A 24,769-nucleotide genomic window follows, 5' to 3' on the forward strand; every position below is an offset into this window, starting at 1 on the left:
TGCACTCCCACGGGAACGTTGCCCGGGAAGCTGCAAGGGGTGTGCCAAAGGCTCGGGGTCGGATCCCCGCAGGGGCTCTGACCCCTAAGGGCCACGCATCGATGCAAGGGGTCGGAGCCCCTTCGGGGATCCGACCCCGGCGGCGGCCTTACGCCGCCAGAGCCACCTTGCGCAGGCGGTCCAGCACGAAATCGGCCAGCTCGTGCGGCGAGTACTTGGCGACAAAGGCGTTGGCGCCGACGCGCTCGACCATGGCGTTGTTGAACACGCCCGACAGCGAGGTGTGCAGCAGCACGTACAGGCCGGCCAGGCCCGGGTGGCGCCGGATTTCCGTCGTCAGCGTGTAGCCATCCATGGCCGGCATCTCGATATCGGAGATGACCATGGCGTAGCGCTCGGCCGGGTTCTCGCCCGAGGCGTGGATCTGCAGCAGGTGGTCCAGCGCCTGTTTGCCGTCGGAAAGCAGGGTGGCACCCACGCCCAGCTGGTCCAGCACGCTGCGGATCTGCTGGCGGGCCACGCGCGAGTCGTCCACCACCAGCACCTGCAGCTGCGGGCCGTCGGCGGGCATTGCCATCGCCGGGTCGAGTACCGCTTCACCGCGTACCTGGGCGATATCGGCCAGCACGCTTTCAACGTCGATCACCTGGATCAGCTCACCCTGGAAGCGGGTCACTGCGGTCAGGTAGCTCGACTCGGCGCCCAGCTCCGGCGGTGGGTGGATGTCTTCCACCGCGATGTTGACGATGCGTTCGACGCCGCTGACAAGGAAACCCTGGATCGAGCGGTTGAATTCGGTGACGACCAGGTAGCCCGGTGAGGTATCCGCATCGGGCTCGCGTTCGGGATGGCCGATGGCCAGGCCCAGGTCCAGCACCGGTACCGAGCGGCCGCGCACGTCGGCCACGCCGGAGAACTGGCTGGGCAGGCCGGGCACCTGGAACAGCTCCGGGCGCCGCAGGACTTCCTGCACCTTGAAGACATTGACGCCAAAAAGCTGACGTCCGCCGAGGCGGAACAGGAGCAGCGCCAGGCGGTTGTGGCCGGCCAGTCGGGTCCGCTGGTCGATCCGGTTGAGCAGGTCATGGGACATGGCTGCTGTATCGGCGCCCCGGCGGCGGAACTTGAGGGCGGCGTGATGCCGATGTGCTGTTCACCGCTTATGTAGAGCCGAGCCACGCTCGGCTGCACGAAGCCAGGGCTCTGGCACACCCCTTGCACGCACCAGGGCCAGTTCCTGCTGAATCAAGGAGGCGCCATGCGCCGGGTCACATCTCTATTCGCCATCGCGCTCGCCATGGCCGCGCCATGGGCGGCGGCTGCGGACTGGCAGCCAGTGGCCAGCATCCGCACTGCGGCGCTGTCGACACTGCCGGCCGGCAGTGAAGGCGAGGCGCAGGTGGCCGATGCACTGCGCCTGCCGAAATGTGGCGGTGCATTGCAGGTGCAGCCCACCGCCAACACCACGGTGGAAGTCAGCTGCCCCGATGCGGGGGGCTGGCGCCTGTTCGTGCCGGTGAAGGTTCGGCGCAACCAGACCGTGCTGGTGCTCAACCGTGGAATCGGTACTGGAGAAACCCTCACCGCCGCCGATATCACCACTGCCCAGCGTGACGCCGCCCGGATCGCCGGTGCGGTGCTGGCCGATCCCAACGCAGCGATCGGCCGCATCGCCCGCCGTCCGTTGCAGGCCGGAGCCCTGCTGTCGAACAACGACCTGGTGGTCCAGCGTCTCATCAAGCGAGGAGACAATGTGGCCCTGGTGTCGCGTCGCGGCTCGGTCGAGGTCCGCATTGCCGGCCGCGCGATGGGTGATGCCGGTGAGAACGAACGGGTCTCGGTCGAGAACCTGTCCTCGCGGCGGATCGTGCAGGGCACGGTCGATGCCGCGGGTGACGTAATCGTGGCGCGTTGAATTACTGCAAAATATCCCTAAAGATCACGGCCCTGCGGTCGTTATCCCTTGTGAACGGCAACTCCAGGACACCCCATGAGCCAGAAAATCGACGGCAACCTGCAGGTCCCCCAGGCACTGCGCAGCGTGACGACCCCGGCCAACAAGCCCGGCGTCAGCACCGATGCGGCGGCGCGCCCGGTCGAAGCGGCCGACAGCCTGCGCCTGACCGGCGAGGCGACCAATCTGCAGGCCATCGAGCGTGAGCTGACCACCGCCCCGGCGATCGATGCCCAGCGCGTGGCGGCCGTGCGCGAGTCGCTGCAGAACGGCACCTACAAGATCAATCCGGACGCGATCGCATCGCGCATGCTCGATCTGGACCAGCAGCTGCACGGATGACTGCGGCGATGAGCGAGCCGCTGCAGCGTCTCGCCCAGGCCCTGGACGTTGAGCGCCAGGCCCTGGTCGAGCACGACGTGCACGCCCTGATCCGGGCCACCGGCGCCAAGCTGGAGGCGCTGCGTGCGCTGGAAGGCGCGCCGCCGGTGGGCGAGGGCGAACAGCTGCAGGAACTGGCCGAGCGCAACCGCGCCAACGGCGTGCTGCTGTCGCGCCGCCGCCGCGAGGTGAACTGGGCGCTGCGCCAGCTTGGCCGCACCGAAGACGCCTCGGCCTACGATGCCAAGGGCCAGTCGCACACGGTCAGTATCGGCCGGCCACTCGCCGTCGCCTGACGCGACGGCGGTCGCACAACCTCTCCCGGCGGGCTGAAGCCCGCTGCATGACCGCGTATATTGGGCGCCTGTTCGAACGCCCCGAGTCGCCGTGTCCGCTGCCAACGCCCTGGTTACCGCCCCCCTTCCGCCGCAGCCGGTGCTGCAGGCCCTGCTTGAGCGCCTGCGCGAAGGCCTGCTGCTGTTCACCGATGACGGGCAGGTGGCCCTGGCCAATCCGGCCGCACAGAACCTGCTGGCCAGTGGCGAGGACGGCGGGCTTCCGCCGCCGCAGCGCCTGCGCGAACTGCTGCCCCCCGATGCGCTGGAACAGGCGCGCCAGCATGGCCACTGGAATGGCAGCCTGCCGCTGGGCGAGGGCGTGGTCATCGCCCATCTGTACCACCATGGCCCGGTGGGCGAAGGGCATTTCCTGGCCCTGTTCCGCCACATCGAAGGGCAGGAAGACTACGAACGCGAACTGCAGCAGCGCCACGCCGAGCTGCGCCAGGCTTACCTGCGCCTCAATGGCACCCAGGAAAAACTGCTGCAGTCCGAGAAGATGGCCTCGATCGGCCAGCTGGCCGCCGGCGTCGCGCACGAAATCAACAACCCCATCGGTTACGTGCACTCCAACCTGGGCAGCCTGCAGGAATACCTGCGCAGCCTGTTCACCGTGATCGAGGCCTACGAGCGCGCCCTGCGCGCGCCGGACCCGAAGGCGCTGATTCCGGAAATCGATGACATCCGTGACCGCCTGGACATCGATTTCATCAGCCGCGACCTGCCGCAGCTGATGGCTGAGTCGCGCGAAGGCATCGAGCGCGTCACCCGCATCGTGCGCGACCTGAAGGACTTCTCGTATTCCGGCCGCGACGAATCATGGAAGCTGGTCGACCTGCACGCGGGCCTGGAATCGACCATCAACATCATCTGGAACGAACTCAAGTACAAGGTCACCCTGGTGCGCGAGTTCGGCCAGTTGCCGTTGGTGGAGTGCCTGCCGTCGGAGCTGAACCAGGTCTACATGAACCTGCTGCTCAACGCCGGCCATGCCATCGCCGAGCGCGGCACGATCACGGTGCGTACCGGTGTTGATGGCGATCATGTGTGGGTTGAATTCGAAGATACCGGCGGTGGCATCTCGCCGGAACTGCGCCAGCGCATCTTCGATCCGTTCTTCACCACCAAGCCGGTGGGTAGTGGCACCGGCCTGGGCCTGTCGATCTCCTACAGCATCATCAACAAGCACCACGGTCGCATCGACCTGGACAGCACCCCTAGCGTGGGCTCGCGCTTCCGCGTGGTGCTGCCGGTGAAACAGCCGCGCTGACCGCTTCGGGTAGTGCCGGCCGCTGGCCGGCAACCTCGTTGAACCCGATACCCGGAGCAGCCGGCCAGCGGCCGGCTCTACCGGGCCGAGGCATCACCGCAGCGGTCGGTCCTCGCCGCCGTCTGCCGGCTCGGCAGGCGCTGGCCCCGCATTGCTGCGGCGCTGTTCCTCGTAGGTGCGGAAGGCCTGGTGGATGTGCTTGCGCAGCTCGTCGTCGTTCCACGGCTTGGTCAGGAAGCGATAGATCGCGCCGCGGTTGATCGCATCGGTGACCGTGTTCAGATCGGTGTAGCCCGACAGCACCAGGCGGATCGTATCCGGGTACAGCATCTTCACCCGGCCCAGGAACTCGGTGCCGCTCATGTCGCTCATGCGCTGGTCGGACAGGATCACCTGCACGTCGTTGATCGCCAGCAGGTCGAACGCATCGCGCACGTTGCCGGCCGCCAGGATGCGGTAGCCATCGCGGCGGAACAGGCGCACCAGCGAGCGCAGCACGTTTTCCTCATCGTCCAGCAGCAGCAGCGTACGGTCCGGCCGTGTCTCGGCGAAGGCTTCCGGGCGCAGGTAGCGGCGGCGCAGGGTCATGCCGGCGGCATCGGCCGACATCGGCTCGCCGAACAGGTAGCCCTGGAACACATCGCAGTCGTTGCGGCGCAGGAAGCCCAGCTGGGCCTGCGATTCCACGCCGTTGGCGATCACGGTCATGCCCAGCTGGTGGCCCATGGCGATGATCGCGCGGGCGATGGCCGCTTCGCGATTGCCGGCCGGCGCGCTCTTGATGAAGCTGCGGTCGATCTTCAGCTTGTCCACCGGGTAGCGCACCAGCGCGCTGAGGCTGGAGTCGCCGGTGCCGAAGTTGTCCAGGCTCAGGCTGATGCCTTCGTTGCGCAGGTTGGCCAGCGTCTCATGGACGAAATTGACGTTGTTGGTCAGCGCGCTCTCGTTGATCTCCAGGGTCAGCATCTGCGCCGGTACGCCTGCCGCCTGCAGCAGTGACATCACCTCGGCGAAGAAGTTCGGCCGCAGCAGCTGCAGCGTGGACACGTTCACTGCAATGGTGAAGTCATCGAAGCCCTGGTCGCGCCACAGCCGCGCCTGCTTCAACGCGCCTTCCAGCACCCAGGTACCGATCTGCACGATGATGCCCAGGCGCTCGGCGGTGCGCATGAAGCGCTCCGGCACCAGCATGCCCAGGGTGGGCGACTGCCAGCGCAGCAGCGCTTCCATGCCCACTACGTGGCCGTCACGGGCGCTGACCAGCGGCTGGTACCGCAGCTTCAGCTCGCCATTGGGAATGGCATCGACGATCTGGCGCGCGATGATGCTCTCGCTGTGCGCGCTCGGCGGGGTGTCCACCGCATGGATGCGCACGGCATTGCCGCCTTCGCGCGCGGCCTGGTACAGCGCATCCTCGGCATGGTCGAGCAGGCGCGAGGCGCTGCTGGCATGCTCCGGGCACAGGCTCACGCCCAGCTTGCCGGTCATGAACAGCGTGTACGGCAGCACCGACAGCGGCAGCTCCATCTGCTGGCGGATCTCTTCGGCGAAATCTTCCGGCAGCGGCAGGTCTGCGGTGCGTGGTACCGCGATCAGGAACTCGTCGCTGCCATGCCGCCACAGCTTGCCGCGCCCGCGCAGGTAGGACTGCAGGCGCTGCGCCACCAGCACCAGTGCCTGGTCGCCCACTTCGGCACTCATGTTCTCGTTGACCGATGCGAAGTGGTCGATGTCCACATGCATCAACATCAGCGTGATGCCGCCGGAGGCCGCCTCGGCAACCATCGCCTGCAGCTCGGGGTTGCCGGCGCCAAGGCGGTCGGGGGCATCATCGATGCTGACCGGGGGCAGGTTGGGATTCCACATAGGCTCAGTATTCCGGTGAATCGACGGCAGCCATGCTGGCCGCCTGGTAGGGGAGATGGACGTCGATCAGGGTGCCTTCGCCATGCGCGGATTCGATCCGCACGTGGCCACCGACGCTCTGCGCGCGCTCGCGCATCACGATCAGGCCGAGGCCGCGCGGGCCGTCCGGATCGAAGCCCTCGCCATCATCGCGGATCTGCAGGTGCAGCCCGCGCTGGCCGACATCGCGCAGCTGCAGCAGTACCTGGCTGGCGCGCGCATGGCGCAGCGCGTTGGTCAGGCTTTCCTGGGCGATGCGGAAGCAGGCCTGTTCGATGCTGTTGTCGGGGCGGTGCGGCAGCGGCTCGATCTCGGCCAGCAGCTCCACCGGCGAGGAGCGGAACAACACCCGCGCCTGCCAGCTCAGCGCCGCTTCCAGGCCCAGTGCATCCAGCTGCGGTGGGCGCAGCAGGGTGGAAATGTCGCGCAGCTTGGCCACGGTGGTGTCGGCCAGGCTGACAATCTGCGCCAGGTCCTCGCCACGGCGCTGCGGATCGTCCTCATCCTGCGCCGCATGCGCAGACAGCTTGATCGCGGTGATGGCCTGGCCGATGTCATCGTGCAGGTCGCGCGAGATCGCACGGCGCTCGTCCTCCTGCAGCGAGAACAGCCGCCCGGCCATCGCCTGCAGTTCGCGGTTGCTGGTTTCCAGCGCGCTGCGCGTGCGTTCTGAATCGCTCAGGTCGCGTACGATCAGCAGCTTGCAGTCGCGGCCGCCGTAGCGCACTTCGCCCACCGCCAGGCCGGCATGGAAGCTGCGGCCGTCGCCACGCTGCATGGCCACCACGCTGCTGTGGCCTGGCCCCAGGTGCGGCTGGCCAGCGCGCAGCTGGTTGCGCACCCGCGGCAGGTCTGCGGCAGCGACCAGTGCCGACAAGGGCTCGCCCAGCAGGGTGTGGCTGCCGTAGCCGAACAGGCCGGCGGCCCAGGCGTTGGCGTACAGCACATGTTCGTCGGAGAGGATCACCACGCCGTCCGGCAATACCCGCACCAGCTCGCGGAACTGCTCCTCGCGCTCGCGCAGCAGGCGCCGCGACTGCTCGCGCTCGGTCACGTCCTGCAGCGTGCCCAGCACGCGGTTGCGGCCGGCTTCATCGATGCCACTGGCGGCGCGCAGGTGCACCATCAACGCACGCCCGTCCATCGACAGCAGTGGCAGCAGCACGTCCACCTGTACCGGCTCCCCGCCGCACAGCTCGGCCAGCAGCTGTTCGGTCTGGGTGGCGGTGGCCGTGTCGGCCGGCACCAGCAGCTCGTCGAAGCGGTGCCAGCGGCGGGCCTCGGGCGGGCGGCGGCCGAGCAGGCGATAGACCTGGTTGGAATAGCGGCCCAGCCCGGTGGACGGGTCCAGCTCCCAGGCACCGATGCGGGCCAGCTCGTGGGCTTCCTCCACCCGTGCCAGCGCCTGGTCGCGGCGCAGCTGGGCCAGATCCTCCGCGGTGCGATCGATGGCGATCAGCAGGCGCGCATTGTGGCCGTCGTAACTGATGGCGTTGGAGCGCAGTTCCATCTGCCGCAGCGAGCCATCGCGCAGCTGCAGCTGGGCCCGCAGGATGCACAGCTCCTCGGGCGCCTCGCGGATGGCCTCCAGCTTGGTCTGCAGCGCCTGGTCCTGGCCCGGCGGCCACAAGGCGTCGATGGTCTGCTCCAGCAGTTCGTCCTGGTCCCAGCCGAAGGCGGCGCAGGCGGCGGGGTTGGCGTCGAGGATCGCCAGCGTGTCCAGGTCATAGACCAGGATCGGGCCGGGGTTGCCCTCGAACATCTGGCGCAGGCGCAGTTCCGAGGCCTGCTGCCGGGCATGGGTATGCAGCACGTGCTCGGCCAGTGGGCGCAGCAGCAGATACAGCAGGCCCGCGCTGGCCAGGGCGAAGAACGAACCCTTCAGGCCCTGCCACAGGGCCGCCTGCTGCGGATCGGGCACCAGCGCCTGCACCACGCTGTCGGTGGAGATCATCCACGCCAGCGCCATCACCAGGTAGCTCAGCACCACCCGTCGCCGGTCACGGCTCAGCGCCTGCGCCATCCGCGGGTCGGGAACTGGGGCGTTGCCGGTCGGTTCTGCGGGCATGGACGGGGCGGGTGAAAGGGGCGCCGGCCATCTTACCCCGCAGCGCGCCGTGACCACTCAATTATCCGCCGCAGGCGCCGTTAACCACTGCGTGCCCCGCTGACGGGCGTGTCATCCGGAGCAAGATCGCGTGGACCAAGGGATCATCGCCAGCCTGCTGCAGCACCCGCTTGCGTCGGCGCTGGTCATCGTCGACCGTACCGGGCGCCCGCTGGCGGCCAATCCGGCCGCGCGCGAGCATGGCCTGCCGGCCACCGTGGCTGCCTATGCGCCGATGCTGGAGGATCTGCGCCTGATGGCTGCCGACGGCGGCATCGTGGCCTGCACGCTGCCGGGCGGCCCACGCGGGCACTACGACGGTCACCTGCGCGCCGTGCACGACGGTGCCGGCAACCTGCTGGCGTTCACCCTGAGCATTCCCGAGCCGGTGCCGGTCGACGGCGGTGGGCGCTGGGAACTGGCACTGGACAGCGCCGGCCACAGCCTGTGGGACTGGGACATTCCCAGTGACCGGGTGGCACGCACGCCGGCGCTGGGCGACGAGACCGCCACCGAAATGCTGTCGCGCGTGCACAGCGACGACATCACCCAGGTGCGTGCCGCGCTCGACGAGCACCTGCGTGGGCGCAGCGAGCAGTACAGCGCACAGTTCCGCTTCCGCCAGGCCGATGGGCAGTGGCGCTGGGTGCTCGATCGCGGCCGCGTGGTCGCGCGCACCGCCGACGGCCAGCCATTGCGCATGGTCGGTACACATACCGATATCGAGCAGCAGAAGCAGCTCGAATCGCTGCTGCAGGAACAGCAGCTGCACCTGAGCGAGGCCCAGCGCATCGCCAGCATGGGCAGCTGGTCGTTCGATCCCAACAGCGGGCATTTCTGGTGGTCGCCGGAACTGCGTTCGCTGCTCGCGCTGGAGCAGGGTGCGGTGCCCGGCCAGCGGCGCTGGCTGAAGCAGCTGCATCCGCGCTCGCGTGGCGCGCTGCGCGCGGCATGGCGGCGCCTGTGGCGCGATGGCCGCGCCGCCAATCTCGAGCTGGAGCTGACCCGCGGCCATGAACCTTCGCAGCACCTGCGCCTGTGGATGCAGCCGCTGCTGGACATGGACGGGCAGCCCAAGCGCCTGCTGGGCCAGGTGCAGAACATCACCGAGCAGCATCAGACCGACGCGTTGATCCGCTGGCGCACCGAGCTGCTCAACCGCGTTTCCGCGCTGGGCCGCATCGGCGGCTGCGAGATCGAGGTGCAGACCCGGCACATGCAGTGGACCGAAGAGTGCTATCGCATCCATGGCCTGCGCAAGGAACCGATCACCCTCGACCAGGCGATGGCGCTGTACACCGAAGACTCGCGCGACGCCTTCGAGGCGGCGCTGGTCCGCATCGCCGGTGGTGGCCTGCCCGAGCAGCTGGACCTGTGCTTCTACCGCCAGTCCGGCCTGCGTGTCTGGGTGCAGGTGCTGATCGAGCTGGATCGTCGCGATGGGCTGCCGCCGCGCTTCGTGGTGCTGTTCCGTGACATCACCCGCGAACGCGAGGCCAACGAGCGCATCGAACTGCTGGCCCACTACGACCTGCTCACCGGCCTGCCCAACCGGGTGCTGCTCGGCGAACAGACCGCCGAAGCCATCGAGGAGGCGCGCGACCGCGGCACCTCGCTGGCGATGCTGTTCATCGACCTGGATGGCTTCAAGACCATCAACGACAGCTTCGGCCACGCCACCGGCGATGCGCTGCTGAAGGCCGCCGCCACCCGCCTGCACCAGAACCTGCGCAACAACGACCTGTTCGGCCGCTTCAGTGGCGACGAATTCATCGTCGTGCTGCGCGACCTGGCCGAGCCGGAAGATGCAGGGCACGTGGCCCGCAAGCTGATTGCCTCGCTGGCCGAGCCGTTGCGCCGTGGCGAGACCACGCTGAAGGTCGGCGCCAGTGTCGGCATCGCGATGCTGGGCGATGCCCAGACCGACTTCGATTCACTGCTGCGCGCCGCCGACGCTGCGATGTATGCCGCCAAGGAAGCGGGGCGCAACACCTACCAGTACTACAGCCAGGACGCGCTGGCCCGCATCCAGCGCAAGCTGGAGCTTGAGCACGCGCTGCACGGCGCGATCGAGCGCGAGGAGTTCAGCCTGGCCTACCAGCCGCTGCTGCACGCCCACCAGGGCGAGCCACCGGCGATCGAAGCGCTGCTGCGCTGGCATCGGCCCGGCATTGGCTACTGCAGCCCGGCCGAATTCATTCCCATTGCCGAGAAATGCGGCGAGATCGTGCGTATCGGCGACTGGGTGCTGAACGAGGCCTGCCGCCAGGCAAGCGCCTGGGACCGCACCGGACTGCGCTTCGACCGCATCGCGGTGAATGTCTCTGCGGTGCAGTTGCGTGACCGCGGCTTTGCCGAGCGCGTGATCGAGATCTGCCACGCCCACGGCTGGCCGCCACAGCGGCTGGAGCTGGAGCTGACCGAGTCGGCGTTGATCCGTGACACCGACATCCTGCGCCACTGCTTCGACGTGCTGGAACGGCACGGCGTGCCGCTGGCGGTGGATGACTTCGGTACCGGCTTCTCCAACCTCAATTACCTCAACCGTTTCCCGGTGGGCCGCCTGAAGATCGACCGCAGCTTCGTGCAGGGCATGCTGCACGACTCGGGCACGGCGGAAGTGACCCAGGCCATCGTGCACCTGGGCCATGCGCTGGGCATGAAGGTGGTGGCCGAGGGCGTGGAAACGCACCAGGAAGAAGACATGCTGCGCCGCCAGGGCTGCGATGAGATCCAGGGCTACCTGTACTCGCGCCCGCTCAGCCCGCGCGACCTGGCGCAATGGCTGCGCCAGCAGCGCCCAATGCCGATGTGCACCGACGCCAGCGGCGAAGCGGTGCTGCTGCGCTGAATCCATCTGGACCCGCTCTGGCAGGTGCCGACCATCGGTGGGTGCCAGTGGGTGCCGGTGGGTGCCGGTGGGTGCCGACCGTTGGTCGGCACGGATGCCTGCACCCGCGACCATCGGTGGGTGCCGACCGTTGGTCGGCATGGATGCCTGCACCCGCGACCATCGGTGGGTGCCGACCGTTGGTCGGCATGGATGCCTGCACCCGCGACCATCGGTGGATGCCGACCGTTGGTCGGCATGGATGCCTGCACCCGCGACCATCGGTGGATGCCGACCGTTGGTCGGCATGGATGCGATCATCCACGCATGGCGTGGATCTACTTCAGATGCAGGTACCTGCTCTGGTGGGTGCCGACCGTTGGTCGGCACGAATGCGCACGGCTTCGACGACTTCGGCATAGCGCCGCAGCTGGATGCGATAGCCCATGTAGAACACCAGTAGCAAGCCCAGCATCGGCCACGCCATCGGGCGCACCAGGATGAGCGGTAGTACCAGCAAGGCCAGGGCCAGCGCAAACCAGCTGCAACGCCCGATCACACGCACCTCGCGGCGTCGTTTGTCGACCACCAGCTGGCCGTGCATCAGCGGGAAGTAGCGGCCACCATAGCCGGGCGCGAAGCTCTCGCGGAACGCCGTGCTGCCGTCGGGCAGCGCATGGAACACGAAGCTCAGCCACTTGTCGGTGGGAAGGTCATATTCCAGCCCGATCAGCGACAGCTGGGCCAGTTCAGCCGGAGAGGCGGCGATGCGCTGGTTGAACAGGACGATGCCGGTGCGGAAGAACAGTGGCGCCCAGAACAACAGCAGCAGGAGTTCCAGCAGCATCAAGGCGATCAGGGCAATGGCCATCGGTCTTCCTTGAACATGTCCGCGGCATCATGCCATGCAGGATGTTCCGTGAGCGGGCGGTGTGGATCCGTCGGCGGCATTCGGCTGCCGGCCTGGGTGCCGGGCTGCCGTGGGGCAGCCGCATGTCAGGGGACGTCGAAAAGAATGCGCCAGTCGTTGTCCGGATTGAACGCGGCAGGGTCGTCGTCTTCCCCGCACCATGATCCGAAGAAGTCCTCGACGTGACCGTCTGACATCATGTGCAGGATGTTGAGGGGCGCCGGATGCTTGCGCGCCAGATAGCCGATCCGATGCCAGTCCTCGCGATCAAAGAAGCTGACGCCATCCATTTCCACGTCGTACACGTGCTGCGTGAAGTTCTGGTCGAGCTCGAAGGCTTCAGTCACGTTCTTCTGGATCGAGGCCTCAAGCAACTCGGATTGCATCTGGGCGATCTCCAGGAACAGCCTGCAGTACGCGTACACGTCGAAGTCCGGCTTCTCGAAGTTGTCTCCACTGGAGGGCGCGCGATAGGAGATGAGCTCTCTGAAGGCTTTCAGGTGCAGCGTCGATGCCTTGACCTGGTTGGCCAGATCCTTGTTGAGATGCGCGATCGCATCACAGGCGACGTTGATGGTCTTGGTATGGGTGGTCTGGAGTATTTCCCCGTCGTTCCATCTGGCCTGCGGGCTGGTGAACAGGATGGCCCTCAATGCGTGCATGACCGTGTAGTAGCTCAGGTAGGAGACCACCGGGCGCAGGTTGTTGGCTTCGGCATACCGCAGGCTCTGGGCCATGACGGAAGACCCCAGCACCATCTTGACCGCAAAGAAGTGCCGCACCACCCATTCGGAATTGAGGTCGGAGTTCCAGTTCTTCGTCAGCGTAGAGAACTGCCTCATGAGATCGCCGGAACGCGCTTTCACTTCAGCGTCCTTGGTGAACTGCGGAAGTGCCCTGAAGTCGTACCACCAGTCGCGTCCGGCGAAGCTTCTGCCTCGCCCCAGCATCTGCTTCACCTGGATATGCGTCATTCGGGAGCACCTGCACGTTGAGGAGTGACCGGCATCCTAATATCAGTCGCCTTTCAGCGCCTCCCCATCCAGCCCCAGGTCCCACGCCAGCCCCAGCAGTGCCTCGTCCGCACGGGACGGCGCCGGGCGCGCATCCGCCAGCTGCTGCAGTTCGCGGATCTCTTCGCGGGCGACCTCTTCCAGCTGCTGCAGCTGCTCACGCACGCTCGCGTTGCGCGGGCGCTCGGTGTCGGTGAGGGAGGGCAGGGCGCGGATCAGGGTCATGGTGCGCGTACAGGATGCATCCAACGGCGGGTCACAGGCAAAGGCCCCGGACGAACCGGGGCCTTGCGGGCTGCCGGCAGCGGCAGCAGACATCAGGATCAGAACAGCTCGACGGTGCCAGCGCCCATGGTCTGCTGGGCAACCGGCTTGTGCGGCGGGCGCTCCCACTCACTGCGCAGTTCGCGCAGGCGGCTGCCGGTGCGCTGCAGCGCGGTGGCGATCTCTTCGTCGAACACGCCGCCATTGCGGTGCAGCAGTTCCTGCAGGGCCACCGCTTCGCGGTTGATCGCGGTCAGGCGGTCCAGGTGGGTGTGCACGCCGCCCAGCGCCTGGGTGGCGATGTCTTCGAACTGCAGGGCGCGCACGGCTTCGGCCACGCTGCCATCGATCGAACGGGCGCACTCGGAGACTTCGCGCATGCCGTCACCCAGCGAAGCGTTGATCTGCGCGACGTTGTCGAGCATGGCCGCCGCTTCCTGGCGCGCTTCACGCGAGCGGTCCATGTCGCGCGAGGCCATGTGCGAGACCGTCTCGCGCACCTTGGCGATGGCGTCCTTGGAGCTGTGCGCCAGCTTGCGGATCTGCTCGTTGAAGGTGGTCGAGCGCTCGGACAGGTTGCGCACTTCGTCGGCAACCACCGCGAAGCCACGGCCGGCTTCACCGGCGCGCGCCGCTTCGATGGCGGCATTCAGCGCCAGCAGGTTGGTCTGGTCGGCGATCGACTTGACGTCTTCCAGCAGCGCGAAGATGCCATCCAGGTGCTGCGCCATCTGGTCGATGTGCTGCACGGTGGTGCTGCTCTGGCCGCTCACCTGTTCCAGCGCTTCCACCAGCTGCTCCATGCGATGGCTGGCGTGCTGGGCAAAACGGGCAACGTCGAGGCCGGCATTGCCTTCATCACCGGCGCGGTCGACGATGCGCGACAGGGCCTGGCTCTGCTGGCGCGACTTGCGGTTCATCGCATCGAAGCTGCCGCCGAGGCTGGAGACTGCCTGGCGGATCAGGTCGCGGGCGCGTTCCACTTCACCACGCGAACCGTCGATCTCGTTGCCAACGAAGCTGCGCAGTTCGGTCAGCAGCTGGTCCTGCTCACGCAGGACACGGGCATGTTCCGGGGAACGGTGCGCCTGGGCGCGGGTGGTCCACCACGCAAAGCCGAGCCAGCTCAGCGTCATCGTGGTCAGGATCGCCCAGCGCAGGGCGGCCGGCCATTCGAAACCGATGGCGAAGGGGAGCAGCAGGGTCAAAGCCAGGGGGGCGGCCAGACGGATGAAAATGCGTGAGTACATGGACGTTCTCGGGAGGTGCACGGAGGATGTATCGGCCGTACCCCCTTTCTCTTTAACGTCGATGTGCCTCGAAGTGCATTCTGAATGCGCCGGTTTTCCGGCGCTGGCGGGTGCTCTGGGGTCAGAGCCCTTTCCCTGCAGGAAAGGGGGCCGGCCCCGGGTGGGCCGGCGGCGGGGTCAGAGCCCTTTCCCGGCAGGAAAGGGGTCCGGCCCCGGGTGGGCCGGCGGCGGGGTCGGATCCCTTTTCCCAGGGAAAAGGGCTCTGACCCCACACCCTCAGGCCAGCTGGCGGTCCACAGCCTCGATCATCGCCTTGCGGCTGAGCAGGAAGTCCCAGTAGCTGCCGCCCAGCTGGCGCCACAGCACCGCCGAGCGCACCGCCGCCAGCAGCAGGGCGCGGATCTCGGCGACCACACCGGCCTGGCCCAGGTAGTGCGGGTTGCCCTGCACCATCACCCGCGGCTTCAGGTGGCTGATGGTGTCGGCATACAGGCTGCCCAGGTTGGCCAGCACGTCCGGGTGGCCGCTGTCGCCCAGTTCGGTGGCCTGGCGCTGGGCGCGCTCGATGCCCGAGGCGACCTTGTTCACGGTCGCCCCGTCCTGCACGAAGCGGCGCTCCAGCTGCAGCACCGACAGGGCCAGCTTGGGCAGGATCGGGTCCTGGCCCTGGCTGCGGAAGTAGTTGTGCAGCAGGCGCAGCCCGGCTTTCAGTGCGTGGCGGTCTCCAAACACCTCCTGCGGCGAGGACGCATCGACGCGGAACACGCTGTCCACGGCGGTGCGCACGGCGGCGGCGTCGGAATGGCCGGTATCGGCGATGCGGCGTACCTGCTGCAGGGCCTGGGCAATGCCGGCCAAGGCCAGGACGCGGTCGTCGACAGTGAAACTCATGCAGCGATTACCTCAAAAGGGGAAGGGGTGGTGCGCAGGCGCTGTTCCAGCGGCGCATCGGTGGCGGCGATCACCGCGCCACCCAGGCACACATCACCGTCATACAGCACCAGCGATTGACCGGGGGTAACGGCGCGCTGCGGGCGCGCGAAGGTGACCAGCACGCTGCCATCGTCCAGCACGTCGACCGTACACGGCTCATCAGGCTGGCGGTAGCGGGTCTGGGCGGTGCATTCGAAGCGCCGCGCGGGTGGCGAGCCAGCGATCCAGTGCGCGGTTTCCGAACGCAGGCGGCCGGACAGCATCCACTTGCTGTCGCGGTCCTGGTCGACGTACAGCACGTTGCTGGTCACATCCTTGCCGACCACGTACCACGGCGCGGCCGGGCGGCCACGCACGCCGCCGATGTTCAGGCCCTCGCGCTGGCCCAGGGTGAAATAGAACACCCCGGGGTGTTCAGCGATCACGCTGCCGTCGGCCGGGTCGAGGATCTGGCCGGGCTTGGCCGGCAGGTAGCGGCCGAGGAATTCACGGAAGTCGCGCTCGCCGATGAAGCAGATGCCGGTGGAGTCCTTCTTGGCGTGGGTCGGCAGGCCGACGTCGCGCGCGATCCGGCGCAGGTCGCTCTTTTCCAGGTCGCCGATCGGGAACAGGGTGGCCGCCAGCTGTTCCTGGCCCAGCTGGTGCAGGAAGTAGCTCTGGTCCTTGGAGCGGTCGGCGCCGCGCAGCAGCAGCCACTGGTGGCCGCGCTGGGTCACCCGCGCATAGTGGCCGGTGGCGATGCGCTCGGCGCCCAGCTCGCGGGCGGCATCCAGGAAATGCTTGAACTTCACTTCGCGGTTGCACAGCACGTCCGGGTTCGGTGTGCGGCCGGCCGCGTACTCGGCCAGGAAGTGCTCGAACACGCCCTGCCAGTATTCGCTGGAGAAGTCCCGGAAGTGGAACGGGATGCCGAGCAGGCCGCATACGGCGACCGCATCGCGGCGGTCATCCTCGGCGCGGCAGTCGCCGCTGCCGTCGTCGGCCCAGTTCTGCATGAACAGGCCGGCCACGGCCTCGCCCTGCTGCACCAGCCGCCAGGCGGCGACCGAGGAATCGACGCCACCAGAAACGCCAACCATCACGCGCGGGCTGCTCATGCGACCTCCCGGACCAAGGAAAGCGGGTAGCGTTGGCCGCCCAGGTAATCGGCGACCACCTGCCACACCAGCGGGCTGCGCTGGCGTTCACCGGCGGCCTGCAGCTCGGCCGGGGTCAGCCACAGCGCGCGGTCGATGCCGGTGTCCAGCGGCCGTGCCGGGTCGTGCGAGACCGGGCGCGCCGCATAGCAGAAGCGCAGGAAAGGCGTGCCGTCACCGGCGGTCCACTGGTAGCAGCCCACGAAGTGGGTCAGCTGCACCGTCCAGCCGGTTTCCTCCAGGGTCTCGCGCAGCGCGGCCTCGGCCAGGCTCTCGCCCGGCTCGAGGTGGCCGGCCGGCTGGTTCAGCACCTGGCGGCCGTCGATGGTTTCTTCGACCAGCAGCACGCGGCCGCCGTCGATCACCACGGTGGCGACGGTGGCGTGCGGTGCCCAGCGCGGGTCCGGCGTGGTGTTCAACTCAGAACTCGTCCTTCTTGGTCAGTTCCAGCTCCATCGCGTCGGCGGTGCGGATGGCCGCATCGATGGCGTCGCTGAGCTGGTCGGCGGTGGCGTCGGCGTCGATCTTCACCACGAACATGGCGGTGGTGTCCTGCTTCACCCAGCCACCCATCTTGGCATCCTGCGAATCTTCCAGCAGGCGGTTGGCCACGGCCACCGGGAACTGCTTGGTCTTGGCGCTATAGGCCGGCGACCAGATCTCGCGGATGTTGTGGGTGCCGAAATCTTCCACCGCCGAGCGCACGTAGACCATCTGGGTGCGGTCACCCTCGACGTCGAAGACCATGCGGTAGTCGCCATCCTCGTCGACTTCGTAGGTGTAGCCCAGCTTGTCCAGGTGGCGGGCCACGGACTTGTCGGCGCTGGTCGCGGCGGCGGCGGAACCGGCAGCGGCCAGCGCGATCAGCAGGGCGGGGAGAAGGGTCCTTTTCATGAAGATCCTGTGAAACAGTGTTGAGAGAGGGTGCAATTGTGACGGTGGGCGTGCGTGCCGTCCAATCTGCGGCGGGCCGACGCAGGCTTGCCCGAGCCCTTATAATGGACGGATGCCCCATGAGTCCTCCCCCGATTCCCAGCACGAGCACGGCGTTGCCGTGGAACCCGCGCGCCCGGAAGTGGCGCCGCCGCCGTTCTACCAGGTGATGCTGCTCAACGACGACTACACCCCGATGGATTTCGTGGTGGATGTGCTGCAGCAGTTCTTCAGCATGGACCTGGACAAGGCCACGCAGGTGATGCTGCACGTCCACACCCGCGGCCGCGGCGTCTGCGGGGTCTTCACCCGCGAAGTGGCCGAAACCAAGGTTGCCCAGGTCAACGAGTACTCGCGGATGAACCAGCATCCGCTGCTGTGCACGATGGAAAAGGCCTGACCGCCCACCGTCCGATTGCGGATGAAGCGCACCCTGTAGAGCCGAGCCCATGCTCGGCCGCTGTTCGCCGAGGCATATCGACCCCGGACGGAGCGTGCCCACCAAGGTGGGCACCTACCAGGGCAGGGGCGTATCGATCCCGAATGAAGCGCACCCTGTAGAGCCGAGCCCATGCTCGGCTGCTGTTCGCCGAGGCATATCGACCCCGGACGGAGCGTGCCCACCAAGGTGGGCACCTGCCAGGGCAGAGGCATATCGATCCCGGATGAAGCGCACCCTGTAGAGCCGAGCCCATGCTCGGCTGCTGTTCGCCGAGGCATATCGACCCCGGACGGAGCGTGCCCACCAAGGTGGGCACCTGCCAGGGCAGGGGCGTATCGACCCCGAATGAAGCGCACCCTGTAGAGCCGAGCCCATGCTCGGCTGCTGTTCGCCGAGGCATATCGATCCCGGACGGAGCGTGCCCACCAAGGTGGGCACCTACCAGGGCAGGGGCGTATCGACCGCGGATGGAGCGTGCCCACCAAGGTGGGCACCTACCAGGGCAGGGGCGTATCGACCCCGGACGGAGCGTGCCCACCAAGGTGGGCACCTACCAGGGCAGGGGCGTATCGACCCCGAATGAAGCGCACCCTGTAGAGCCGAGCCCATGCTCGGCTGCTGTTCGCCGAGGCATATCGACCCCGGATGGAGCGTGCCCACCAAGGTGGGCACCTACCAGGGCAGGGGCGTATCGACTCCGTGAGAGCGTGCCCACCACGGTGGTGGGCAGCCACCAGGGCAGGCAGAGGGTTCACGCTTCCGCCAATGCCTCCAGCGCCATCCGTGCCACCGCCTCGTCGACATCGGCGGGGTCGCCATCATCCCTGAACCACACCGCTGACAGCCCGGCGCTGGCCGTGATCCAGCGCAACAGGCGCGTGCGTTCCAGCCCGGCCAGGGCACTGACCTGTTGCAGCCGCGCGGCAAAGCGCTCGGGCCGTGTCGCAACGTGGATGCCCGGTCCGCAGAGATCCGGGTTGCTGAACATCGTCGTGTAATCGAACGTACGATCACCCAGTAGCCGCTTCGGGTCGATCGCCAGCCAGCCGCGCGGGCCGAAATCCAGCACGTTGTCGTGGTGCAGATCGCCGTGCAGTGGCCGGATCTCCCGTTCCTCCTGCAACACGCCCTCCGCCAGCGATCTGCACTGTTCCAGCAGTGGTGGCAGCACGGCCCTTGGCAGCAGCAGGTCGGCGAACCATGTACGCAGGCAGACCAGTTCCGCTGGCGGCGCGCTCCGTGGCCGGTGCAGCCGCTGCAGGACCTGGCACAGGATCGTGGTGCAGGCGTCATCGTCGCCCTCGATCGAACGTTGCCGCAGTGAATCGCCGCCGGCACGCTCGATCAGGATCGCTGGCCCCTCGTGGGCCAGCAGGCGGGCGGCGCCATCGCCGTCCCACCAGCGCAGCAGGCGATGGCTGTTCTGCTCCTCGGTTTCGCTGCTGACCTTCAGCATCGCCGGCGCGCCGGTGGGGGTCAGTACCGGCCAGAGCCGGGCATGGGGCGTCTGGATGGCCGGGCCATCACGCCGCAATCGCCAGCGGCTCAGGTAGGGTTCGCTCATGCTGGGCGGGCTGTCCTGGAGTGAATGAAGATCAAGCGATTTGCACTGCTAACGCCATCTGAACGCAGCAATCCGCTAGGGTGATGGAAATCGCGTAGTCAGGCCGCATATTGTCCCTATCTGCCGCCGGAGTAATCCATGTTCAGCAAAGACCTCGAACACACCATCGGCCAGTGCTACAAGCGCGCCCGTGAGGCCCGGCATGAATTCATGACGGTCGAACACCTGCTGTTGGCACTGCTCGACAACCCGTCCGCCCAGGCCGTACTGAAGGCCTGTGGTGCCGACGCCGAACGCCTGCGCCAGGAGCTGGAGCAGGCCATCGAGGCCTCCGTGTCGCGCCTGGCCGAAGATGACGGCCGCGATACCCAGCCGACCCTGGGCTTCCAGCGCGTGCTGCAGCGGGCCGTGTACCACGTGCAGTCTTCGGGCAAGAAGGAGGTCACCGGCGCCAATGTGCTGGTGGCCATCTTCGGTGAGAAGGACTCCCACGCCGTTTATTACCTCAACCAGCAGGATGTGACCCGGCTGGATGTGGTCAATTACCTGTCCCACGGCATCGCCAAGCTGGGCGAGGAAGGCGAGCAGCCGTCCTCTTCCTCCGAGGGTGAGAGCCGCATGGAAGGCGGGGAGGGCGAGCCGAAGGGCGATGCCCTGACCGAATTCGCCAGCAACCTCAACGAACAGGCCCGCGCCGGCCGCATCGACCCGCTGGTCGGTCGCGCTGACGAGATCGAACGCACCATCCAGGTCCTGTGCCGCCGCCGCAAGAACAACCCGCTGTACGTGGGCGAGGCCGGCGTGGGCAAGACCGCCATCGCCGAGGGCCTGGCCCGCCGCATTGTCGAGGGTTCGGTGCCCGAGGTGCTGGCCGACGCGGTGATCTATTCGCTCGACCTGGGCGCGCTGGTGGCCGGCACCAAGTACCGCGGCGACTTCGAGAAGCGCCTGAAGAGCGTGCTGACCTCGCTGAAGAAGGTGCCCAACGCGGTGCTGTTCATCGACGAGATCCACACCATCATCGGTGCCGGTTCGGCGTCGGGCGGCACCATGGATGCGTCCAACCTGATCAAGCCGGCGCTGGCTTCCGGCGAACTGCGCTGCATCGGCTCGACCACCTTCCAGGAATACCGTGGCATCTTCGAGAAGGATCGGGCGCTGGCCCGCCGCTTCCAGAAGATCGACATTGTCGAGCCGACCGTGGGCGAGACCTACGAGATCCTGCAGGGCCTGAAGTCCAAGTACGAACTGCACCATGGCGTGACCTATTCCGACGAGGCACTGCAGGCAGCGGTGGACCTGTCGGTGAAGCACATCGGCGACCGCCTGCTGCCGGACAAGGCCATCGACGTGATCGACGAGGCGGGCGCCCGCCAGCGCCTGCTGCCGGAAGGCCAGCGCAAGGAGCTGATCGACGTCGAGGAAGTCGAGGCGATCGTCGCCAAGATGGCGCGCATCCCCACCAAGCAGGTCAGTGCCACCGACAAGGATGTGCTGCAGCACCTGGAGCGCAACCTGAAGATGGTGATCTTTGGCCAGGACCCGGCCATCGAGACGCTGTCCTCCGCGATCAAGCTGGCCCGCTCGGGCCTGGGCAATCCGGAAAAGCCGATCGGCAACTTCCTGTTCGCCGGCCCGACCGGTGTCGGCAAGACCGAGGTGACCAAGCAGCTGGCGCTGCAGCTGGGCATCGAGCTGGTCCGCTTCGACATGTCCGAGTACATGGAGCCGCATTCGATCAGCCGCCTGATCGGTGCGCCTCCGGGCTACGTCGGCTTCGACCAGGGCGGCCTGCTGACCGAGAAGATCGTCAAGACGCCGCACTGCGTGCTGCTGCTGGACGAAATCGAGAAGGCGCACCCGGACATCTTCAACATCCTGCTGCAGGTGATGGACCGCGGCGTGCTGACCGATACCAATGGACGTGAAGCCAACTTCAAGAACGTAGTGCTGGTGATGACCACCAATGCCGGTGCGGCGCAGGCCTCGCGGCGCTCGATCGGCTTCACCAAGCAGGACCATGCCACCGACGCGATGGAGACCATCCGCCGCAGCTTCACCCCGGAATTCCGCAACCGCCTCGACGCGGTGGTGCAGTTCCAGGCGCTGGGCTTCGAGCACATCCTGCGCGTGGTCGACAAGTTCCTGATCGAACTGGAGATGCTGCTGCAGGACAAGCACGTCAGCCTGTCGGCCACGCCGACCGCGCGCGACTGGCTGGCCCACCACGGTTTCGACCCGCTGATGGGTGCCCGCCCGATGGCCCGCGTGATCCAGGACAGGATCAAGCGTCCGTTGGCCGACGAGCTGCTGTTCGGCAAGCTGGTCAACGGCGGCAAGGTCAGCATCGACGTGCGCGACGACGAACTGGTGGTGGAAACCCAGGCCGAGCCGGAGCGCCTGCTGCCGGCCACGGTGGAGTGAGCTGATGCCGGGCCCGGCCCGGTGGACCTGCAATGACAAGGGCGGCTTCGGCCGCCCTTGTCGCCTGCGCCGTCAACGGCTGCGCTGGCGGGCCTTCTTCTTGAAGGTGGCCTCGTCGACAGGCTCGATCTGCGCCACGGTGCAGCGGCCGGAGTCGGTGTGCAGCTGGCTGCGGCCGGCGGCGCACAGCAGGCCCTGCTGCCCTTCCGTGGAGAAGCTCAGTTTCCGCGAGTAGCCTGCAGCCGAACAGTCGTCCTGGAAATGCACGACGTAGTGGTCCTGGCCATTGCGCAGCAGGATGTTGCGCGAGGCGCCGGCGCGCACCAGTTGCTGATCGCTGCCCAGCTGGACGCAGTCACTGGTGGCGGAAGGGGTATCGGCGGCGCGCGCAGGCGATGCGCTGGCGGACGCGACAACGGCGACGAGCAGGGCGGTCAGCGGGAGCATGTTCATGGCGGGGTTGGGGGATGGCGATCCGGACTGGATCGGGTCCCACAATGCCGCCACGCGTGCAGAGGCGAATCTGCCGCAAGCAGGGCTGACCGACGTCACGGTGAGTTCGGTCACGATGACCTCCGGCAGGGCCGGATTGCAGGCATGACAAAAGGCCAGCAACCAGGGCTGGCCTTGTCGAAGTGGCGCAGCGCGCCGACCGCTTACTTCATGCGGTAGGTGATACGACCCTTGGTCAGGTCGTACGGGGTCATTTCAACCTTGACCCGGTCACCAGTGAGGATGCGGATGTAGTTCTTGCGCATGCGGCCGGAGATGTGGGCGATGATTTCGTGCCCATTTTCCAGACGAACGCGGAAAGTGGTGTTCGGCAGCGTCTCGCTGACGGTGCCCTCGAACTCGATGGAATCGTCTTTCGACATGTAGTCCTGTGCGGTTCAGAAAACGGCCACGCTGGGCCTAAGGCGCGGTATTTTACGCGTGACGGGCCCAGCTTGCAAAGTTTGTGTTAACCGCCGGCCAAACGCTGTGCCGGCAAGCGTCCGACCGCCTGTGTCCAAGGGCCTTCACGGCCGTCACCGCGCACGGCCTGGCGCACGTGCTGCAGGAATTCCGCGCGCGGCAGGTGTTCGGCGCCCATCCGCAGCAGGTGCGGATTTTCCACCTGGGCATCGATCAGCGCCCAGCCCCAGCCGCGAAGCGTGGAGGCCAGCGCGGCCAGCGCGATCTTGGAGCCACCGCTGGCGCCACTGAACATGCTCTCGCCGAAGAACATCGACCCGATCGCCACCCCGTAGATGCCGCCGACCAGCGACTGCCGGTCCCAGACCTCGAAGGAGTGGGCAAAGCCGAGGTCGTGCAGCTGGCTGTAGGCCTCGACCATCGCCGGGCTGATCCAGGTGCCGTCCTGGCCGGGCCGGGGTGCGGCCGCACAGGCGCGCATCACGCGGCTGAAAGCGGTGTCGGCGGTGACCTCCCATGTGCTGCTGCGCAACTGGCGGCGGAAGCGGCTGGACAGATGCACGCCGTCGGTGCGGAACACCATGCGCGGGTCCGGCGACCACCACAGGATCGGCTCGCCCTCGCTGAACCACGGAAAGATGCCGCCGGCGTAGGCATTGAGCAGGCGTGCCGGATGCAGGTCACCGCCCACTGCCAGCAGGCCGTCAGGCTGGCGCAGGGCAGTCTCGGCCGGGGGGAAGGGCGCGTCCGGCGCATCGGCCAGGCGCCAGGGCAGCTGGCGGGTCATGCCGGCATTGTATTCGCCGTGGTGATCGCTGATGTCTGGCACCATCAGCGTTCAACGGCAAGGAGCCTACGCATGAGTGACCCGATCAGCGCCATCCTCGATGTGCACGACGCCCCGCGCACGCGCAACGACAGCCAGGGGATGCTGCTGGCGCTGGCCAGTGAGTCACCGCTGCAGCTGGGCCAGCTGATGCTGCAGGCACTCGCCCGGCGCTCGCCCAGCTCGACCTTCCTCGATACCGCGCTGGACCTGTTGCCGGACGAGTCCGTGGCGCCGGTCTGTGCCGAGGCCTGGCGGCGCTATCGGGAGGGCGAGCGCGGTGAACTGCTGGCCAGCGTGATCGAGTTCGCCAGCTACCAGGCGCCGCAGGTGCTGCAGGGCGACTGGGACGCACTGCTGGTGATGGCCGCCGAAGACGAGGTGCAGCTGGCCTCGCAGGTGTGGCAAGCCCTGCCACCTGGGGTGGCCGCGCATTGGGCGCAGATCCTGGCTGAGGCCGACGACGATCGCGAGATGGCACGGGCAAGGGCACTGCTGCTCGCCATACAGCCGGAGAGCTATCCGGCGGCCCGCGGCTACCTCGCCGACTGGGGGCGGCTGGATCCCGAGGCCTGGGCGCATTGGGCTGGCGTTGCCGACGGCGCGCGGCCGCGCCGCCTGCACGATCAGAAGCCGCTGCACATCCGCTTCGGCCGGGTGCAGCATCGTGCGCAGCTGGCCGACGAGCCGAGCTGGCGCAAACGCATCTGGCGCCTGCATCCGACCTGGAATGGCGGACAGCTGCATCACGCCGGCCACATGGGCGGGCCGCTGGACGCGCTGTGTGGCAGCTGCCATGCGCCGCTGCAGCGCTTGCTGCAGACCGACGCCGCCGCGCTGCAGCCGGGTGCGCCGGGCGAGGTCACGCTGGGCCTGTGCCTGGACTGCTGCGGCTGGGAAGATCCACCCGTACGCTTCTATCGCCATGACGCCGCCGGCCTGCCGAGCTGCCACCCGAGCCAGCATCTGGAGGTGCCCGCCAGGCCTACCGACAGCGGCGACCTGATGCGGGCCGAGGTGGGCCTGGCCGCCATGGACGCCATGCGCTGGCAGCAGCAGGACTGGGGGCAGTCCAATCATCGGCAGAACCTGTCGCGCGTGGGCGGCGCGCCCAGCTGGGTGCAGAGTGCGCGGTATCCGGCGTGCATCGATTGCGGCGAGGAGATGCCCTTCGTGATGCAGCTGGATTCGACGCTGCCGACCACCGCTGAGGGCACGCTGCTGTGGGGCAGTGGTGGCATGCTCTATACGTTCTGGTGCGCGACCTGCCGGGTCAGCGGGCACTTCTGGCAGTGCACCTGAGCGCAGCGCGCCTGCCATCGCCCTGGCAGGTGCCAACCTGGGTTGGCCCAGTGCATTGGTCGGCGCCAACCC

At 67.5% G+C, this 24,769-nt stretch carries 23 protein-coding genes; 8 read left to right on the top strand and 15 right to left on the bottom strand.

Annotated elements, in window-relative coordinates:
• Positions 1–148: 148 nt before the first annotated feature.
• On the bottom strand, positions 149–1,093 hold the full coding sequence (locus tag B9Y64_RS18605) for a chemotaxis protein (RefSeq protein WP_053449684.1): 945 nt from the start codon (positions 1,091–1,093) through the stop codon (positions 149–151).
• 165 nt (positions 1,094–1,258) lie between these two features.
• Here B9Y64_RS18605 and flgA point away from each other — a divergent pair, with 165 nt between their 5' ends.
• The 4 genes from flgA (at position 1,259) to B9Y64_RS18625 (ending at position 3,943) form a co-directional block, all read left to right on the top strand.
• Positions 1,259–1,915, top strand: coding sequence for a flagellar basal body P-ring formation chaperone FlgA (flgA, locus tag B9Y64_RS18610; protein ID WP_100441975.1), 657 nt, complete (start codon positions 1,259–1,261; stop codon positions 1,913–1,915).
• A gap of 75 nt (positions 1,916–1,990) precedes the next feature.
• Positions 1,991–2,296, top strand: a complete 306-nt coding sequence (gene flgM / locus B9Y64_RS18615; protein WP_005409579.1) for a flagellar biosynthesis anti-sigma factor FlgM — start codon at positions 1,991–1,993, stop codon at positions 2,294–2,296.
• Positions 2,293–2,631 carry a FlgN family protein gene (locus tag B9Y64_RS18620; RefSeq protein ID WP_014037132.1) on the top strand — a complete coding sequence of 113 codons (339 nt, stop codon included), beginning with the start codon at positions 2,293–2,295 and terminating at the stop codon, positions 2,629–2,631. Before flgM ends, B9Y64_RS18620 begins: the two co-directional genes overlap by 4 nt.
• A 91-nt stretch (positions 2,632–2,722) precedes the next feature.
• A complete protein-coding gene (locus tag B9Y64_RS18625; protein ID WP_100441976.1) occupies positions 2,723–3,943 on the top strand; it encodes an ATP-binding protein in 1,221 nt (406 codons plus the stop codon).
• 93 nt (positions 3,944–4,036) lie between these two features.
• On the opposite strand, the gene B9Y64_RS18630 is transcribed toward B9Y64_RS18625, so the two are convergent.
• A complete protein-coding gene (locus tag B9Y64_RS18630) occupies positions 4,037–5,809 on the bottom strand; it encodes an EAL domain-containing protein (RefSeq protein WP_100441977.1) in 1,773 nt (590 codons plus the stop codon).
• A gap of 4 nt (positions 5,810–5,813) precedes the next feature.
• Positions 5,814–7,916: a PAS domain-containing sensor histidine kinase gene (locus B9Y64_RS18635; protein ID WP_100441978.1), complete on the bottom strand. Its 2,103-nt coding sequence runs from the start codon at positions 7,914–7,916 to the stop codon at positions 5,814–5,816.
• 130 nt (positions 7,917–8,046) lie between these two features.
• On the opposite strand from B9Y64_RS18635, the gene B9Y64_RS18640 reads away from it, so the two are divergent.
• On the top strand, positions 8,047–10,806 hold the full coding sequence (locus B9Y64_RS18640; RefSeq protein ID WP_100441979.1) for a bifunctional diguanylate cyclase/phosphodiesterase: 2,760 nt from the start codon (positions 8,047–8,049) through the stop codon (positions 10,804–10,806).
• A 322-nt stretch (positions 10,807–11,128) separates the two neighbouring features.
• Here the strand turns inward: B9Y64_RS18640 and B9Y64_RS18645 are convergent, their stop codons facing one another.
• The 8 genes from B9Y64_RS18645 to B9Y64_RS18680 all read right to left on the bottom strand — a co-directional run bounded on the left by B9Y64_RS18645 (position 11,129) and on the right by B9Y64_RS18680 (position 17,185).
• A complete protein-coding gene (locus tag B9Y64_RS18645) occupies positions 11,129–11,656 on the bottom strand; it encodes a hypothetical protein (protein ID WP_100441980.1) in 528 nt (175 codons plus the stop codon).
• Between the two features lie 125 nt (positions 11,657–11,781).
• A complete protein-coding gene (locus B9Y64_RS18650) occupies positions 11,782–12,669 on the bottom strand; it encodes a hypothetical protein (protein ID WP_100441981.1) in 888 nt (295 codons plus the stop codon).
• 42 nt (positions 12,670–12,711) lie between these two features.
• Entirely contained in the window at positions 12,712–12,933 is a 222-nt protein-coding gene (locus B9Y64_RS18655; RefSeq protein ID WP_100441982.1) for a hypothetical protein, read from the bottom strand.
• A gap of 98 nt (positions 12,934–13,031) precedes the next feature.
• Positions 13,032–14,222, bottom strand: coding sequence for a methyl-accepting chemotaxis protein (locus tag B9Y64_RS18660; RefSeq protein ID WP_049445390.1), 1,191 nt, complete (start codon positions 14,220–14,222; stop codon positions 13,032–13,034).
• A gap of 276 nt (positions 14,223–14,498) precedes the next feature.
• The gene (gene hflD, locus B9Y64_RS18665) at positions 14,499–15,113 is read right to left on the bottom strand and encodes a high frequency lysogenization protein HflD (RefSeq protein WP_100441983.1); all 615 of its coding nucleotides are present in this window, start codon (positions 15,111–15,113) and stop codon (positions 14,499–14,501) included.
• Positions 15,110–16,252, bottom strand: coding sequence for a tRNA 2-thiouridine(34) synthase MnmA (gene mnmA / locus B9Y64_RS18670; RefSeq protein WP_100441984.1), 1,143 nt, complete (start codon positions 16,250–16,252; stop codon positions 15,110–15,112). The genes hflD and mnmA overlap by 4 nt, the downstream gene beginning before the upstream one ends.
• On the bottom strand, positions 16,249–16,710 hold the full coding sequence (locus B9Y64_RS18675) for an NUDIX hydrolase (protein ID WP_100441985.1): 462 nt from the start codon (positions 16,708–16,710) through the stop codon (positions 16,249–16,251). The genes mnmA and B9Y64_RS18675 overlap by 4 nt, the downstream gene beginning before the upstream one ends.
• A gap of 1 nt (position 16,711) precedes the next feature.
• The gene (locus tag B9Y64_RS18680; RefSeq protein WP_100441986.1) at positions 16,712–17,185 is read right to left on the bottom strand and encodes a hypothetical protein; all 474 of its coding nucleotides are present in this window, start codon (positions 17,183–17,185) and stop codon (positions 16,712–16,714) included.
• A gap of 112 nt (positions 17,186–17,297) precedes the next feature.
• Here B9Y64_RS18680 and clpS point away from each other — a divergent pair, with 112 nt between their 5' ends.
• Complete coding sequence (clpS, locus tag B9Y64_RS18685) at positions 17,298–17,624, top strand: ATP-dependent Clp protease adapter ClpS (RefSeq protein ID WP_005416477.1); 327 nt, start codon at positions 17,298–17,300, stop codon at positions 17,622–17,624.
• A 793-nt stretch (positions 17,625–18,417) separates the two neighbouring features.
• Here the strand turns inward: clpS and B9Y64_RS18690 are convergent.
• Positions 18,418–19,230, bottom strand: a complete 813-nt coding sequence (locus B9Y64_RS18690) for an APH(6) family putative aminoglycoside O-phosphotransferase (protein WP_100441987.1) — start codon at positions 19,228–19,230, stop codon at positions 18,418–18,420.
• Positions 19,231–19,368: 138 nt separating this feature from the next.
• Between B9Y64_RS18690 and clpA the strand changes: the two genes are divergently transcribed.
• Entirely contained in the window at positions 19,369–21,654 is a 2,286-nt protein-coding gene (clpA, locus tag B9Y64_RS18695; RefSeq protein WP_100441988.1) for an ATP-dependent Clp protease ATP-binding subunit ClpA, read from the top strand.
• Positions 21,655–21,726: 72 nt separating this feature from the next.
• Here clpA and B9Y64_RS18700 read toward each other — a convergent pair whose 3' ends face one another.
• The 3 genes from B9Y64_RS18700 to aat all read right to left on the bottom strand — a co-directional run bounded on the left by B9Y64_RS18700 (position 21,727) and on the right by aat (position 23,356).
• Complete coding sequence (locus B9Y64_RS18700) at positions 21,727–22,107, bottom strand: hypothetical protein (protein WP_100441989.1); 381 nt, start codon at positions 22,105–22,107, stop codon at positions 21,727–21,729.
• A 203-nt stretch (positions 22,108–22,310) separates the two neighbouring features.
• Entirely contained in the window at positions 22,311–22,529 is a 219-nt protein-coding gene (infA, locus tag B9Y64_RS18705; RefSeq protein ID WP_005409596.1) for a translation initiation factor IF-1, read from the bottom strand.
• An 86-nt stretch (positions 22,530–22,615) separates the two neighbouring features.
• Complete coding sequence (gene aat, locus B9Y64_RS18710) at positions 22,616–23,356, bottom strand: leucyl/phenylalanyl-tRNA--protein transferase (RefSeq protein WP_100442096.1); 741 nt, start codon at positions 23,354–23,356, stop codon at positions 22,616–22,618.
• Between the two features lie 72 nt (positions 23,357–23,428).
• Between aat and B9Y64_RS18715 the strand changes: the two genes are divergently transcribed.
• The gene (locus tag B9Y64_RS18715) at positions 23,429–24,697 is read left to right on the top strand and encodes a hypothetical protein (protein WP_100441990.1); all 1,269 of its coding nucleotides are present in this window, start codon (positions 23,429–23,431) and stop codon (positions 24,695–24,697) included.
• The last annotated feature ends 72 nt before the right edge of the window (positions 24,698–24,769 follow it).

This window comes from Stenotrophomonas maltophilia (assembly GCF_002799245.1).
Lineage (GTDB): Bacteria > Pseudomonadota > Gammaproteobacteria > Xanthomonadales > Xanthomonadaceae > Stenotrophomonas > Stenotrophomonas maltophilia_S.